This is a genomic window from Pseudidiomarina aestuarii, assembly GCF_048263735.1.
Classification (GTDB): domain Bacteria; phylum Pseudomonadota; class Gammaproteobacteria; order Enterobacterales; family Alteromonadaceae; genus Pseudidiomarina; species Pseudidiomarina aestuarii_B.
The window spans coordinates 19,771-35,801 of sequence record NZ_JBLXDX010000010.1 but is presented as its reverse complement, the minus strand read 5'-3'; the positions used below and the strand labels follow the sequence as shown (position 1 = coordinate 35,801).

Genomic DNA, 16,031 nt, shown 5'->3' with positions numbered 1-16,031 from the left:
GGATCCAACCAGGACTGGCTATAGCTTCACGGGTTGGGATGTCACTTTCACTAATGTGACAGGCGATATCACCGTTACTGCTGAGTATGAGATCAATACTTATACCGTTACGTTTAACCTGAACGGCGGCACACGCACTGGCGGTGGTGAGCTGACGCAGACTATCGAGCATGGCTCGGGTGCAATAGCCCCAGACTTCGAAGTTCCTGAAGGTAAAACATTCACAGGATGGAGCATTGAATTCTCAAACATCAGTGGCGATGCGACGATTGAGGCGCAGTATGATGATATTAGATTGACCGTGCGTTTCCTCGACCATGATACAACCGTTCTGAAGACTGAAACGGTTCTGTATGGTTCCGCAGCAACAGCTCCAGATAGCCCTGAAAGAGACGGGTATTCGTTCGCGGGTTGGTCACCTTCAGACTTTAGCAATATTACGAGCGATACGGATGTTACGGCGCAATACAACATCAATAGTTACACCGTTACCTTCGAAGACCATGATGGCACTGAACTCAAGGTCGAAACGGTTGAACATGGCAGTGGTGCATCCGCACCAGATGAGCCAACTCGCGAAGGTTATACGTTTATAGGTTGGTCAGTTGAATACTCAGAAGTAACCTCGGATATCACTATTGTTGCTCAATACGAGATCAACACCTATACCGTCACGTTTAACTTAAACGGTGGCGAGCGCACTGGTGGTGGCGAGCTAGTACAGTTGGTTGAATATGGCGCGGATGCTGTAGCGCCAGAATTCGATTCTCCTGAGGGTAAAGTTTTCACTGAATGGAGCCTCGACTTCACCAATGTCACCGCAGATATCACTGTTGATGCGCAATACGACGACATTCAGTTAACGGTGCGCTTCCTCGATCACGACGAAACCGTATTGAAAACTGAAACTGTCACTTATGGAGCGGCGGCAACAGCACCGTCTGAACCAGAGCGAGAAGGCTATACCTTCACCGGTTGGTCACCAACAGACTTTAGCAATATCACTGAAGACACGGATGTGATTGCTCAATATGAAGTTAATTCGTATACCGTGACGTTTGAGTTGAATGGTGGAACGCGCAGTGGTGGTGGTGAACTAGTGCAGTCTGTTGCCTATGGAACAGCAGCAATCGCACCAAACGTTGAAGCGCCTGAGGGCTGGAAACATACCGGTTGGGATGTCGAATTTAATAATGTCACCGAAGACTTGACCGTTACCGCGACCTATCGCTTTATTCCGGTGGGCCAAGACCTTGTCGTTCAAACGGACCAAGATATTGCTCTCGACATTGTTCCGAGTGTGATGGGTGAAGATGGCTATGAGTTAGCACTTGAAGTGATATCGGCAACATCTAATGGCCGAGTGACAGTTGATGGATTAACCTTCAATTATCAGCCAAATCTAGATTATGTTGGTCCGGATAGTTTCACCTATACCGTGACAGATGGCGAATTGACTTCACGTGTTTATACGGTCCAAATTGAAGTGATACCATTAGATGATGGTCCAGATGCAGTTGATGATGAATACACTGTCACTCGGAGTAGCAACGATGTTTATGAGCTACCAGTGATGGAAAATGATACAGATCCGCGTGATCGCGCACTGGTTATCACTACTGCTAATGTCTCACTCGGTAATGTTGAAATTATCGAAGGTAGCGATTCTGACGACTATCTCCGCGTTAGCGCAGCGTCTGGTTTCGTGGGCATCATTGAAATTGCTTATGCTATAAAAAATACAATTAACCAAGGCGACACCGCACAAGTTCGCCTTACCATCGAAGGTAATCCAGACGATGACTTGCCGGTTATCGTGGTACCAGAAGACAAAACCATCGATGCCACAGCGCTCTTTACTCGTGTGAATTTAGGTAATGCATCGGCAACCGATCGACTCGGTCGCCCAGTACCTGTGTCACTTGTCGATGGTGAGTCGATGTTCCCGCCGGGTAGCAATTTAGCCTACTGGCGAGCAGAGGACTATGACGGCAATGTCAGTTATGCCAGCCAAGGTGTGCGGGTTAATCCACTGATCTCAATCAGTAAAGATCAGTTGGTGATCCCCGGCGACGAAGTCACCATAACCGCATATCTTAACGGTGATCATCATGACTATCCTGTCGTCATTCCATATACCTTAAGTGGCAGTGCCGAAGAGTGGCACCATAGTTTACGAGAAGGTGAGTTCGTTATTGAGTCGGGTCGTCAGGCGAGTATTACCTTTGAAGTATACAGAGGTGAGCCACTCACAGAAGACCTCACGCTCAACATCCAATTGGATGAGACGATGAACTTAGGGCCAAATGGTAATTCAACGATTCTGATTACCGACCGGAATATAGCGCCAGAAGTTGACCTTGCAGTGGTACAAAGTGGTGAGCGTCGGCCAGTACTTGCTCGTGACGAAGGCCACGTCACTGTGACCGCATTCCCGAGTGATCAGAATAAGCAAGACCGTCTGAGCCTCGATTGGGAAGTGCCATTTGAAGCTGAATTTGCAGTGACTAATGACAGCTTTACGTTTGATGCTGAAGCAGTCGAGGTAGGAATTTATACGGTTGCGGTTACTGTCACGGACGACGGTGACCCTTCACTCTCCAGTCGTGAATTTATCTATGTTGATGTTCGTAACACCCTGCCACTGCTGGGTGACGGTGATGCCAATGGTAACTTACTTCCAGACTCCGTTGATGGTTGGGGCGATGACAATAACAATGGCATTCCGAATTACCTCGATCCATTCGGTGTTTGCGATGTCATTCCTGAGCGATTAAATGAGGGTGAGTTATTCGCCATCGAAGCAGAACCAAGCCTATGTATTCGTAAGGGCCCGATTGCGATGGAAGTAGCGATGGGCGCGTTACAAGTCTTTATGGACGACACTAATGGTGAGAATGTCGTCGCTGCCATGGCAATGGTTCGTGAATTAGCTGACGGGTTAGTTCCTGAAGATGAGTTCTACACTAATGTCGGTGGTATCTTTGATGCGATGATCACCGAAATGCAAACACCAGGACAAACATTGCGCCTTGCTATTCCGCAGCGACAGCCGATCCCATCCGGTGCAGTTTATCGCTGGTTATCGCCCGTAGACGGTTGGCAAACATTCAGCGTCACTGAGGTTAACGCGCTGTTTAGTGCTGCCGGCGAGCCAGGTTTCTGTCCTCCTCCAGGCAGTGAGTTGTGGCAGCCAGGGCTTGCAGAAGGCCATCATTGTGTGCAAGTTCAAATGGCTGATGGTAGCACCGAAGATGCTGATTTATTAGCGAATCGGGTGGCGTTGTTAGTCGGTGGTGTAGCTGTCGAGAAGACCCAGAATAATCCGCCAATTGCTCAGAATGATGCGGTCGAAATGCCGTGGAACAGCTCGATTCAAATTGAGCCGCTCAGCAATGATACTGATGAAGATGGCGATACATTACGAATCACTTCAGCATCAGCACCGGTTGGCGAAGTATCGATTCTTACGGATTCTGAACTTGAGTACACTGCGCCAGAAAATTACGCGGGTGAAGTCGAGATTGATTACAGCATTTCCGATGGTAACGGCGGTGTAGCTAGTGCAGTGATTGTTGTGAAGATTGTAGCAAACCAAGCTCCGGTCGCCGTTGATGACAGCGCATCGACTGATGACCGAACCGCTATAAAGGTGAATATACTCCGTAACGATAGCGATCCAGATGGAGATGCTCTAACCTTAGAAAGCATTACAGCAAACTATGGTTCGGTTGAGATTAATGAAGATCAAACAATTACTTACACGCCGAGACTGAAGTTTGCCGGTGAGGATGTACTAAGCTATACCATAAACGATGGGCGCGGTGGCACCGCCACAGCGGAAGTGAGAATTACCATTAAAGTAGTGGAGACAATTGTGGTGACCAATACAAGTTCAAAAGGCGGTTCTATGAGTGCTTTGATTATTGCGGTAATGGTTTTATTTGGGGCTGTTCGCAGCGGGCTAGTACGAGCGCGCCAGTTAAGTTTGGTCGGCTTTGCGGCATTGTTGAGCTTACCTGCTATGGCTCATCAGCATGGTAACCATCAGCAAGGCGATAGCCATGAACAAAATCCGTGGCAGGTTCGGGTGCAATTCGGACAGGCAGAAGCGAGTGGTAGTGATAGTGACTTCATCAGTCAATTACCTGCAAATGCGACGCTAGTAGACAGTAATTACAGTGATACCTCTATGGGAGTAGCAATTAGTTACTCGTTCACACCGCGTTTGGCGGCAGAAGTCGGGTATGTAGACCTAGGTGAGGCTTACGCAACCTATCAAGCTACGACCACGAACCCTGAGCAGACGTATCAGCAGTTGGTTGGATTACAACCGATTCTGGCAAGTGGCTTTACTCTGGGTGCTAGTTACGCGTTTGTTAATAATGAGCAGTGGACGCTGAGTGTGAATGGTGGCTTGTTTGCGTGGGAGTCTGATTTAGAAAGCCAGTCAGCCACCCAAGTATTTCGCAGTTCTGAAGACGGCTCGGACCTCTATTTTGGTCTTGCGGCAGGACTCAAACTGAACGAGCACTGGACGCTTGGTGTGGGCTACCGTAGTTATCAATTAGACGAGTCTATTAGCGACTTACATGCAACGTTGAGCTATCGTTTCTAAGTATTAAGCACAATAGAAAGGCGCCGTTGAGGCGCCTTTTTTGTGGATACTGCTCGGGTTACTCAACCATGTAATTCTTTGGCAAGTCGATACGAGAAGCGCCCGATTCTACCGCTGCTTCGGCTACCGCGCGAGACACACGAGTTTTGAGACGTGGGTCGATCGGCTTCGGAATAATATAGTCTTTACCAAATTCGAGCTTGTCGATGCCAGCGGCTTTGAGAACTGACTCTGGAACGGGCTCTTTGGCTAATTCGCGAATGGCTGTGACCGCGGCTATTTTCATTTCATCATTGATCATGCGCGCCCGAACATCCAACGCACCCCGGAAAATAAACGGAAAACAAAGTACGTTATTCACCTGATTCGGATAATCAGAGCGACCGGTAGCAATAATTAAATCATTACGCGCTGCCATGGCTAGTTCAGGCTTAATTTCTGGATCTGGATTCGAGCACGCAAACACAATTGGATTGGGGGCCATGAGCTTCAGCGCTTCAACGCTGAGCAAATTCGGTCCTGATACGCCAATAAAGACATCAGCTTCAGAGATAACCTCTTCTAACGTACGCTTATCCGTATTGTTGGCAAACAAAGCTTTGTATTCATTCAGGTCTTCACGGCGGGTGTGGATGACACCTTTGGAATCGAGCATATAAATGTGTTCGCGTTGTGCACCACATTTAATCAGCAATTCCATACAGGCAATGGCTGCAGCGCCCGCGCCCAAACAAACGATTTGTGCCTTACGTAACTCTTTCCCTTGAATTTCAAGCGCATTCAATAAGCCGGCAGCAGTAACAATAGCGGTGCCATGTTGGTCGTCATGAAAAATCGGAACATCACAGCGCTCAATCAGTGCCTGTTCAATTTCGAAGCATTCCGGTGCTTTAATATCTTCAAGGTTTACGCCACCAAAACTGTCGGCAATATTGGCAACCGTATTGATGAAGTCTTGCGTGGTGCGGTGGGTCACTTCAATATCTATTGAATCCAAGCCAGCAAACCGTTTGAATAGCAGTGCTTTACCTTCCATCACGGGCTTCGCCGCCATCGGGCCAAGATTACCAAGTCCCAGAATCGCTGTACCATTTGAGATTACCGCGACCATGTTGCCTTTGGCCGTGTACTTATAGACATCTTCTGGGTTTTCAGCGATCGCACGCACCGGCTCTGCAACACCTGGGCTATAGGCCAATGCTAAATCCTTGCTGGTTTCGGCTGGCTTAGTCAGTTCAATACTGATTTTACCTGGCGTTGGAAGAGCGTGATAATCGAGAGCTTGTTGCCGAAAGTCAGTCATTCTATGCAATCCTGATAACGAGAATAAATGGTATGACTGCCATTGTAGAGGGTATTGGATGAATAACAAATCTTACCTGATGCACGAAAAGTGCACAGTGCTATTTGCGATGAGGAGTGGCGTTGCTGCAAACAGGCCATAAAAAAAGGCGCCTTTTGGCGCCTTTCTTCAATTTCTGGACAGAACCATCTATTTTAAGATGGTTTCTTACCGCCCAATACGCTGAAACGTTTCTGGAACTTGTCGATACGACCACCAGTATCCATGATGCGCTGCTTACCAGTGTAGAACGGGTGACACTCTGAACATACGTCCAAGTGCAGGTCGCCGCCTTTGGTGGATTTAGTGACAAACGAGTTACCGCATGAGCAGCTGACGTTCAGATCTACATAATTAGGGTGAATACCATCTTTCATCTGGGAGACCTCAAGTTAGGCCGCATCGCCATCCGACCCGAAGTCGAACACCATGCGTGGTTTAGTTAAACGGCTCCGCTCATTCATTGAGCAGATACCAACAATTAGGGCGCAGATTGTACGCCAACTGGGGCCAAGGATCAAGCAGATCAGACCGCTATCAGCATACTTGCTTAAGCTCAACGCGCACCGCACAATACCGTCTATGCCAACTGAATCTCATGCTTCTACATCAGCCATTCGCGTTGCCCTACCGGTGCCGCTGTTTCGGCTCTATAGCTATGACTGCGATAGCTTGCCAGCTATTGGCGCACGAGTGCGGGTGCCGTTCGGCAATCGGCAACTGATTGGTATCTGCATGGGTCCAGACACTGACCCAGACCCAGCCATTAAGCGCAAGCCAGTGAGCGCAGTGCTAGATGAAGCCAATTGCTGGACTGAGCCGTTATGGCGTTTACTCGTGTGGGCAGCTGACTATTACCAGCATCCGCCGGGTGAAGTCTTGCAGCATGCGTTGCCAGCTTTATTGCGCCAAGGTGATGCTGCGGGTTACCAGACCACTGTGCATTATGAGGTGACCGAACAAGGCCGGACTGTCGAATTGGATAGCCTGAAGCGAGCGCCGCAACAGCAACGATTGCTCGCGGCACTGCGCCGGCAATCGCTGCTGCGTCGTGACATTGTCAGTGAAGACTACTCTTTGAGTGCGCTAAAAGCATTGCAGGACAAAGACTTGGTTGCTGCCGTTGAGCATCAACCGGACCTGCAACAATGGCAATTTTCGATTGATGCTGAGCCTCTCACTCTGAACCCAGAGCAAGCCATGGCCGTAGCGGCTATCGGAGCGGCAAAACAGCCGCAGACCTATTTAATTGATGGCGTTACCGGTAGCGGTAAAACCGAAGTGTATCTGCAAGCCATGGCGGATGTGTTAAGACGTGGCCGGCAAGTGTTGGTGTTAGTACCAGAAATCGGTCTCACCCCGCAAACCCTCAGACGTTTCAAAAAGCGCTTTAACGTTCCCATTGTCATGCTGCATTCTGCGCTGACCGACAGAGAGCGACTTGACGCTTGGTTGGATGCCAAACAAGGTCATGCAGCCATTGTGATTGGTACTCGGTCCGCCATATTTACCCCATGCCAGCGACTCGGCATGATTATTGTGGATGAAGAGCACGATAATTCGCTCAAGCAGCAAGAGGGCTTTCGTTACCATGCGCGGGATCTCGCTGTTTTGAGGGGCCATGAGGAGCAGGTGCCAGTGCTGCTCGGCAGTGCGACACCTTCACTGGAATCACTCAATAATGCCATGCAGAAGCGGTATGCCTGGTTGCGATTGACCAAACGCGCGGGCAATGCCAAGAAGGCGCAGCATGTCATTCTCGATATCAAATCGCTGCCCCTAAAAGCCGGACTGTCGCAACCACTGATCAAGTTGATTCAGGCTGAGTTGGAACAACAGAATCAAGTGTTGTTGTTCTTGAACCGGCGCGGCTATGCACCCGCATTGTTGTGTCATGAATGTGGTTGGCTAGCGACCTGTGAACGCTGCGATGCGCCCTATACGTTGCATCAGCACAACCGACTCTTGCAGTGCCATCACTGTGGCTCACAACAACGGGTACAAACTCAGTGTCACGATTGTGGTTCAACACAATTGGTTGGCCGTGGCGTCGGCACCGAGCAGCTAGAGTCGACCTTAGCCGAGTTATTTCCAGAGTATCCAGTGTTGCGTATCGACCGCGATACCACCCGGCGCAAAGGCAGTTTGCAGCAACATCTAGAAGATGCGCGTGATAGCAAATATCCACTACTCGTCGGTACGCAAATGTTGGCGAAAGGACACCACTTTCCAAACGTCACTTTGGTTGCATTGCTGGATGTTGATGGTGCTTTATTTAGCGCGGATTTCCGTGCGGCGGAGCGGCTGGGGCAACTTTTCACGCAAGTGGCTGGACGGTCAGGTCGAGCGAGCAAACCGGGTACTGTCGTGTTGCAAACACACCATCCCGACCATGAGCTCATTCAAGACTTAGTGAACAATGGGTATCATCACTTCGCCGCCTCGGCGCTAACGGAGCGAGAACTAACACAGCTCCCTCCCTATGGGCAAATGGCGTTATTTCGCGCGGATGATATCCAGGCCGACACAGCCATGGCGGCGCTGCAGACGATCGCTCGACACTTCCCACAGCGGGACGATGTCACGGTATTGGGACCGTTGCCGGCAATCATGGAAAAACGTGCGGGACGCTATCGCTATCAATTGATTGTTCAATGTCATCAGCGCGCACTGCGCACACAGTTGCTTCGCCATGTGTTGCCACAACTGGAACAATTGCCGGAATTACGCCGCGTACGATGGTCACTAGACGTCGATCCGCAAGACTTTACGTAGTAAACTAACTGACTAGAGAAAGGTAAAAAGTGAATAGTGAACTGAACAGGCCGATAGTCTGGTCTTGGTTCTTTCTGTTCACCGTTTACTGTTAACCATTCACTTGTGATGACCGAACTAGGGCTTTATTGATGAAAGAGCAGTTGGAAGTTTTATTGGCTGATGCCGTTACCGCACTCAAGCAGCAGAACGTTGTGCCGAGTGAGCTTGAGCCTCGTATCCAACTGGACCGTCCGCGTGACAAGAGCCATGGTGACTTTGCGACCAATTTAGCTTTGTTGTTAGCCAAGCCTGCCGGAATGAATCCGCGCGCGTTAGCAGAAGCATTGCTGGCTGCACTGCCAGCGAACAGCTTGATTGCCAAAGCCGATATCGCCGGGCCAGGATTCATCAATTTCAGCATCAGCCAAGACCAACTGTTGCAGCAACTTGAGCATGCTTATCAAGATGCGCACGTTGGTGTTCAGCCTGCCGAGCAGAGCAAGCGCTGTGTCGTCGATTACTCGTCGCCTAACTTAGCCAAAGAAATGCATGTCGGCCATTTACGTTCCGCCATTATTGGTGATGCAGTGGTGCGTACGCTTGAGTTTATTGGCCATACCGTCATCCGCCAGAATCATGTCGGTGATTGGGGTACCCAATTCGGTATGCTCTTAGCCTACATGGAAGAGCTCGATGACAATGCTATGGAGCTCGAACTCAGTAACCTTGAGACCTTCTACAAAGCCGCCAAAAAGCGCTTTGATGAAAGCCCAGAATTCGCTAATCGTGCCCGCGAGTTGGTGGTATCGTTACAAGGTGGCGATGCCAAATGTCGCGCGCTGTGGCAGCAGTTTATTGATATCTCCTTAAGCCATTGCCAGGAAGTGTATGACCGGTTGGGCGTTAGCTTGACGCGGGACGATGTCATGGCTGAGAGCGCCTACAATGATGATCTGGCGCAAGTTATTGAAGACTTAAAAGCACAGAATTTGCTGGTCGAAGACCAAGGCGCCATGTGCGTATTTTTAGATGAATTTAAGAATAAAGACGGTGAGTCATTACCGGTCATTGTGCAGAAGTCAGGTGGCGGCTATTTGTATGCCACGACTGACCTTGCCGCCGTTCGCTATCGTCAGAACGAGCTCAAAGGTGATCACCTGATTTACTTTGTCGATCAGCGTCAAGGCCTGCATTTCCAGCAAATTTTCACACTCGCGAAGAAAGCCGGTTTTGCCCGCCAAAATCTGCAGATGGACCACTACGGTTTCGGTACCGTGATGGGCAAAGATGGTCGCCCCTATAAGAGCCGTGATGGCGGAGTGACGAAGCTTGCTGATTTGCTGGATGAAGCTGAGAAGCGTGCACTTGAACTGTTGCAGAGTAAAAAATCTGATCTTACCGCTGAAGAGCAGGCTCATATCGCCAGCGTTGTGGGTATCAGCTCGGTCAAATATGCTGACCTGTCCAAGAATCGCAACAGTGATTACATTTTCGACTGGGATACCATGCTGAGTTTCGAAGGCAACACAGCACCCTATTTGCTATATGCGTTCACGCGAGTAAATAGTATTTTCAGTAAGGCTGGTATTGAAGCGAATGCGGTGCAGGGTGACTTCATACTCAACGATGAGAAGGAAGTGGAGCTAGCCAACACGCTGATCCGCTTTAATGAAGTGGTACATAGTGTGGCTGATAAAGCCTTGCCACATTTCCTCTGCGCCTATTTATTTGAGTTAGCAGGTGCCTTCTCGAGCTTCTACGAAGCGTGCCCTATCTTAAATCATGACGATGCTGCCGTGCGAGCCAGCCGCTTGAAGTTAGCTGCGTTGACCGCGAAGACGTTGCGCCAAGGTTTGGCGTTACTCGGTATTCAAACTCTCGAGAAGATGTAATGGAGTTGCTGTAGGAATGGATTACGCAAACCGCGGTCGTCCGCCACAGAAAAAAGGCAAAAGATCTGCATCTAAGGGACGCAAACCTGCTGGTAAGAAAGCGGGCACGCCCGTGCCTTGGGGAATGATTATTGTTGCAGTCCTCGTAGTCGCTGGCTTTGTGTGGTTCTTAGCCACCATTTCAGGCAAGTCTGAAGAGCCTGCAGCAATCACAGAGCAAGCCGTCCCAGTGCCGGCAGAACAGCCGCAAGTGCAAGCGGAATCATCCCTGCCAGACAAACCAGATGAGCGTTGGCAATACATCGAAGAACTTGAGAATCATGAAGTTCAAGTGGATGTGCCAGAGCGTGAAATTGGGCCACCAAAACTTATGCAATGTGGTTCTTTCCGGCAGTTGGATGATGCCAATACCCTCAAAGCGCGGATTGCGATGGCAGGATTGGAGTCACAAGTCCGCGAAAGTAACGGCAGCAATGGTCGCTGGTATCGAGTGATCTTGGGTCCCTACGAAACCAAGCGCGATGCCGAGCGTGACCGTCACAAATTGCAGCGCGTGCAGGTATTTAATTGCCAAATTTGGAACTGGAACCTGTAGTAATTCTGCGCCTCGCTTGAAAATCATAAATACGCCCACATAACTGCTGCATAGCAACATGAGGAAGTATTTGTGACTACAATCGTTTCAGTCCGCCGCGGTGACAAAGTTGTCATTGGTGGTGATGGCCAAGTTTCTCTCGGTAATACCGTTATGAAAGGCAACGCCCGCAAGGTGCGTCGCTTATACAATGATCAAGTGCTCGCTGGTTTCGCCGGTGGTACCGCTGACGCCTTTACCTTATTTGAACGCTTCGAAACCAAACTCGAGAAACATCAAGGCAACTTGATGCGCGCTGCGGTGGAGCTCGCCAAAGACTGGCGCACCGACCGTATGCTAAGGCGTTTAGAAGCGCTCCTTGCCGTAGCTGACAAACATACGTCACTGATCATTACTGGTAATGGTGATGTCGTGCAGCCAGAGAACGATCTCATTGCAATTGGTTCGGGTGGCCCCTTCGCGCAAGCCGCAGCAACCGCCTTGCTCGAGAATACCGACTTGAGTGCTCGTGATATTGTGCAAAAAGCATTAACGATTGCCGGTGATATTTGTGTGTTCACCAATAGCAATCAAACAATTGAAGAACAGGAGTCGGTAGTAAATGTCTGACATGACCCCACGTGAAATTGTTGATGAACTGAATCGTCACATTATTGGCCAAGACAATGCCAAAAAGGCCGTTGCGGTAGCGCTCCGAAATCGCTGGCGCCGGATGCAGTTAAACGAAGAACTGCGTCAAGAAGTTACGCCGAAGAACATTCTGATGATAGGTCCGACGGGTGTTGGTAAAACGGAGATTGCACGCCGTTTAGCGAAGTTAGCCAATGCTCCTTTTATCAAAATTGAGGCGACTAAGTTCACCGAAGTCGGCTATGTCGGCAAAGAAGTTGAGTCGATCATTCGTGACCTGATGGATACTGCGGTCAAGCAAACTCGTGAACAGATGATGCAGAAGGTTCGCTTCCGTGCTGAGGAAGCTGCCGAAGAGCGCATTTTGGATGCATTGTTACCACCGGCGAAGAAGACGTCTGGCTGGGCCGATGACAAGCCCGAAGACCGCGAGCAGAGCAATACGCGCCAAGTGTTTCGGAAGAAGCTGCGTGAAGGCCAACTCGACGACAAAGAAATCGAGATTGAATTAAGCGCATCACCTATGGGTGTCGAGATCATGGCACCTCCGGGTATGGAAGAAATGACATCGCAACTGCAGAGCATGTTCCAGAACATGGGTAGCGGTAAGTCGAAGCCGAAAAAACTGAAAATCAAGGACGCCTTCAAGCACTTGGTTGAAGAAGAAGCGGCGAAAATGCTGAATCCTGAAGATGTGAAAGAGAAAGCGCTGCAAAGTGTGGAACAAAACGGCATCGTGTTCTTGGATGAGGTGGATAAAATTTGTAAGCGCGGTGATGTCAGTGGTCCTGATGTGTCGCGTGAAGGTGTGCAGCGTGACTTGCTGCCGTTGGTCGAAGGGACAACAGTATCAACCAAGCATGGCATGGTGAAAACCGACCATATTTTGTTTATCGCATCGGGCGCGTTCCAAATGTCCAAGCCTTCGGATCTGATCCCCGAATTGCAAGGGCGATTGCCGATTCGCGTTGAGCTTGATGCGCTTACAAGCGGCGACTTTGTCCGGATTCTGACCGAGCCAAGCGCCTCGCTAACCACGCAATACAAAGCATTGATGGCAACCGAGGGCGTGACGATTGAGTTCACGAAGGACGGCATTCAGCGTATTGCGGAAACTGCGTTTCATGTGAATGAGACGACCGAAAATATCGGTGCCCGCCGGTTACACACGGTGCTGGAACGCTTGATGGAAGAAGTGTCGTTTAAGGCCAGTGACTTGCAAGGTGAGCGCATCGAAATTGATGGTGCCTATGTTGATAAGCACCTCGGTAAGTTGGCGCAAGACGAAGACCTCAGTCGCTTCATTCTGTAAGGCTAATCTTGTTGTAGTCCTTTGCTGTCGTAGAACGCGGTTTACGGTTATACTGTGAAACGAATCTCACAGCAGGGGAACTGCAATGGAATACAACACGTCAGAACTTTGCGATTTATACCCAGACATGGTCGATGTCGTCGAACCCATGTTCATTCATTATGGTGGCCGGTCATCGTTCGGTGGTCAACTCGTTACCATCAAATGCTTTGAAGACAAAGGTGTTATCGAAGAGGTAGTGCAGCAAAACGGTGCTGGAAAAGTGTTGTTGATTGATGGCGGTGGTTCTTCGCGTCGCGCACTCATTGATATTGCCATTGCTGAGCTAGCGTTTGATAACGAATGGGAAGGTATTCTTTGTTACGGCGCCGTTCGTGATGTTGATGCCTTAGAGGAAGTTGATTTTGGCATTATGGCCATGACTTCAATTCCAGTCGGCGCTATCAGTGAAGGTGTCGGTGAGGTTGACGTTCCAGTTAACTTTGCAGGCGTAACCTTCTTACCTGAAGATCACCTGTATGCTGACAGCACTGGCGTCATTTTGTCACCTGAACCCCTAGATATCGAATAAAGCTATGCAGCTTCACGCAATTACTATCGACGATTACACGTCACCGCGTGCAGGCGAACAAAAATGGGGGCAAGTCCTCAAGTGCTTGCCCCCTATTCTATCTGTAAATGCATATAAAAATGCACTCAAACAGGCCTGGACAGATGATCATCGTGTGGCTGTGGTTGCCGTTCCAGAAAGTATCGGTCCGCGCGCTAACTTAGGTCGTGCTGGCGCTGAGACGAGCTTAGCTGCATGGTTACCCGCACTCGCCAATCTGCAAGTCAATGCAGCGAGTAATCCTGCACCACTGTTGGTGGTGGGAGCTGTCGAGTGTGATGATTTGCAGGCTCAGGCTGAACCTTTAGATCTGAGCCATTCGAACCAGCTAGAACAGCTGCGAGAACTCGTAGCAGAGCTCGATGCCCGCGTGATTGCTGTGCTGCAGCCTTTATTTGAACTCGGTTTCGATGTCGTCCTCATTGGTGGCGGCCATAACAATGCCTACCCACTGTTGAAGTCACTGGCAAGCGCCAGCGAATCCGTAGTCGGCGCCATGAATCTTGACCCACATTCAGATTTTCGTGCCTGTGAAGGTCGGCACAGTGGCAACGGTTTTCGTTATGCCTACAGTGAAGGCTTCTTGCAGCAGTACCATGTGGTTGGCTTACATCCTGCGAAAAACAACGCGGATAGTCTCAACGCATTGCTCGATGCCGGCTTTGAGTATACGCATTTAGATATAGTACGAACGAAAGCATGGGATTCATTAACACTCAGTTGGCAACAACGTGCAGCGGCTTGGCAAGTTCCGTTTGGCATTGAGGTCGACTTAGATGCGGTGACTGGCATGCCTGCCAGCGCCATGAATTACGTTGGAGTCGAGGCTAATCAAGTTGTGCAGTACATTGCTGGGTTGGCGCAATTGCCACAAGCACGTTATCTGCATCTCACTGAAGCAGCGCCATGTTTGCACCCAGCCGGCTTGGAAGCAGGCAATCGAATGGTGGGTCAAATCATCACCGAAGGCTTACTGGCCTATTTGAACGCTCGCGCCGCTCAAAGCTAGCGACGCTGACCTTGAATCCAACAGGCATGCAATGGATTGGTGCCAAATTGATAGGTCAACATGGCTGGATCTGTGACATCCCACAAACATAAATCAGCACGCAGACCTGGCGCTAATTTACCCCGATCCGATAAACCCAGAGCTTGAGCTGCGTTGCAGGTCGCCCCGCGTAGGCATTCTTCTGGCGTCATACGAAACAGCGTAGCGGCCATTTGTAACATCAATTGCAGACTCAGAATCGGTGACGTGCCCGGGTTGGCATCCGTTGCGATCGCAATAGGTACTTGGTACTGCCGGAGCAAATCTAAGGGTGGTAACTTGGTTTCGCGCAGGAAATAAAAGGCTCCGGGGAGCAAGACCGCAACCGTGCCACTGGCAGCCATCGCTCGTACACCTTCCTCATCTAAATATTCTAAATGATCACACGATAACGCCTGATAGCGCGCGGCTAGGGCACTGCCTTGTTGATTCGATAGTTGTTCAGCATGCAATTTAACCGGTTTCTCTGCCGCCTGAGCAGCAGCAAAAACGCGCTCTGTTTGTGCAGGTGTGAAACCCACACGTTCACAAAACGCATCGACGGCGTCCACTAAGCCTTCGGCAACCAATTTCGGAATGATGGTATCGACAACCAGTTGAATATAGCCATCGGCATCATCGGCATATTCGGGTGGTACCGCATGAGCCGCCAAGAGGGTGGTGATGACGTCAATAGGATACTGCGCGGACAACTGCCGCGCGGCGCGCAGTTGCTTACGCTCATCGGCTAATGACAAACCATAGCCTGATTTGATTTCGATGGTAGTCACACCCTCGCGAATCAATGCCAACAGTCGCGGCACGGTGGCTTGCACTAATTGCTCTTGAGACGCCGCTCGAGTTGCTCGCACTGTTGCGGCGATGCCGCCGCCTGCCGCAGCTATGTCCGCATAAGCCACACCATGCAACCGTTGGGCAAACTCATTGGCGCGGTCGCCAGCCCAAACTAAATGCGTATGGCAGTCAATCAAACCTGGCGTTACTAGGCCGCCATGGCCATCAATGATTTCAGCGTTGGTTGGCGGCGCTTCAGCACGACTTCCCACAAACTGAATAGAACCATTGGCAACGTCGATGACACCATCTTCAATTAATCCATAGCCATCACCTAAGCATGTCGCGAGGCAAGCATTTTCCAATCGGAATGTAATCACAAAAAAATCCTTTCACACAACTTGTATATACAATTAAGGTCCACTACACTTTAGCACAGCTTTTTGTAAGTTT

11 protein-coding genes are annotated in these 16,031 nt (G+C 49.9%); 8 read left to right on the top strand and 3 right to left on the bottom strand.

Annotated features, from left to right (window positions below):
• Positions 1-4,618, top strand: a 4,618-nt coding sequence (locus tag ACN0S4_RS12910) for an Ig-like domain-containing protein (RefSeq protein ID WP_417658063.1), incomplete at its 5' end; no start/stop codon positions are given.
• A 58-nt stretch (positions 4,619-4,676) separates the two neighbouring features.
• On the opposite strand, the gene ACN0S4_RS12905 is transcribed toward ACN0S4_RS12910, so the two are convergent.
• Complete coding sequence (locus tag ACN0S4_RS12905) at positions 4,677-5,921, bottom strand: malic enzyme-like NAD(P)-binding protein (RefSeq protein WP_417658062.1); 1,245 nt, start codon at positions 5,919-5,921, stop codon at positions 4,677-4,679.
• A gap of 194 nt (positions 5,922-6,115) precedes the next feature.
• Entirely contained in the window at positions 6,116-6,337 is a 222-nt protein-coding gene (rpmE, locus tag ACN0S4_RS12900; protein ID WP_417658061.1) for a 50S ribosomal protein L31, read from the bottom strand.
• A gap of 205 nt (positions 6,338-6,542) precedes the next feature.
• On the opposite strand from rpmE, the gene priA reads away from it, so the two are divergent.
• The 7 genes from priA (at position 6,543) to ACN0S4_RS12865 (ending at position 14,765) form a co-directional block, all read left to right on the top strand.
• Complete coding sequence (gene priA, locus ACN0S4_RS12895) at positions 6,543-8,735, top strand: primosomal protein N' (protein WP_417658060.1); 2,193 nt, start codon at positions 6,543-6,545, stop codon at positions 8,733-8,735.
• Positions 8,736-8,866: 131 nt separating this feature from the next.
• On the top strand, positions 8,867-10,609 hold the full coding sequence (gene argS / locus ACN0S4_RS12890; RefSeq protein WP_417658059.1) for an arginine--tRNA ligase: 1,743 nt from the start codon (positions 8,867-8,869) through the stop codon (positions 10,607-10,609).
• Between the two features lie 16 nt (positions 10,610-10,625).
• A complete protein-coding gene (locus tag ACN0S4_RS12885) occupies positions 10,626-11,204 on the top strand; it encodes an SPOR domain-containing protein (protein ID WP_417658058.1) in 579 nt (192 codons plus the stop codon).
• Between the two features lie 72 nt (positions 11,205-11,276).
• Entirely contained in the window at positions 11,277-11,813 is a 537-nt protein-coding gene (hslV, locus tag ACN0S4_RS12880) for an ATP-dependent protease subunit HslV (RefSeq protein WP_169931599.1), read from the top strand.
• Positions 11,806-13,146: an HslU--HslV peptidase ATPase subunit gene (gene hslU / locus ACN0S4_RS12875; RefSeq protein ID WP_417658057.1), complete on the top strand. Its 1,341-nt coding sequence runs from the start codon at positions 11,806-11,808 to the stop codon at positions 13,144-13,146. The genes hslV and hslU overlap by 8 nt, the downstream gene beginning before the upstream one ends.
• Positions 13,147-13,231: 85 nt before the next feature.
• Positions 13,232-13,717 carry a ribonuclease E activity regulator RraA gene (rraA, locus tag ACN0S4_RS12870; protein WP_169931601.1) on the top strand — a complete coding sequence of 162 codons (486 nt, stop codon included), beginning with the start codon at positions 13,232-13,234 and terminating at the stop codon, positions 13,715-13,717.
• A 4-nt stretch (positions 13,718-13,721) separates the two neighbouring features.
• Positions 13,722-14,765: an arginase family protein gene (locus ACN0S4_RS12865; protein WP_417658056.1), complete on the top strand. Its 1,044-nt coding sequence runs from the start codon at positions 13,722-13,724 to the stop codon at positions 14,763-14,765.
• Here ACN0S4_RS12865 and hutI read toward each other — a convergent pair.
• A complete protein-coding gene (hutI, locus tag ACN0S4_RS12860) occupies positions 14,762-15,955 on the bottom strand; it encodes an imidazolonepropionase (protein ID WP_417658064.1) in 1,194 nt (397 codons plus the stop codon). The genes ACN0S4_RS12865 and hutI overlap by 4 nt on opposite strands.
• Between the last annotated feature and the right edge of the window lie 76 nt (positions 15,956-16,031).

Excerpts from the sequence above, each read along its gene's own strand:
- ACN0S4_RS12905 (WP_417658062.1), bottom strand. The coding sequence starts at position 5,921 with ATGACTGACTTTCGGCAACAAGCTCTCGATTATCACGCTCTTCCAACG.
- rpmE (WP_417658061.1), bottom strand. The coding sequence starts at position 6,337 with ATGAAAGATGGTATTCACCCTAATTATGTAGATCTGAACGTCAGCTGC.
- priA (WP_417658060.1), top strand. The coding sequence starts at position 6,543 with ATGCCAACTGAATCTCATGCTTCTACATCAGCCATTCGCGTTGCCCTA.
- argS (WP_417658059.1), top strand. The coding sequence starts at position 8,867 with ATGAAAGAGCAGTTGGAAGTTTTATTGGCTGATGCCGTTACCGCACTC.
- ACN0S4_RS12885 (WP_417658058.1), top strand. The coding sequence starts at position 10,626 with ATGGATTACGCAAACCGCGGTCGTCCGCCACAGAAAAAAGGCAAAAGA.
- hslU (WP_417658057.1), top strand. The coding sequence starts at position 11,806 with ATGTCTGACATGACCCCACGTGAAATTGTTGATGAACTGAATCGTCAC.
- rraA (WP_169931601.1), top strand. The coding sequence starts at position 13,232 with ATGGAATACAACACGTCAGAACTTTGCGATTTATACCCAGACATGGTC.
- ACN0S4_RS12865 (WP_417658056.1), top strand. The coding sequence starts at position 13,722 with ATGCAGCTTCACGCAATTACTATCGACGATTACACGTCACCGCGTGCA.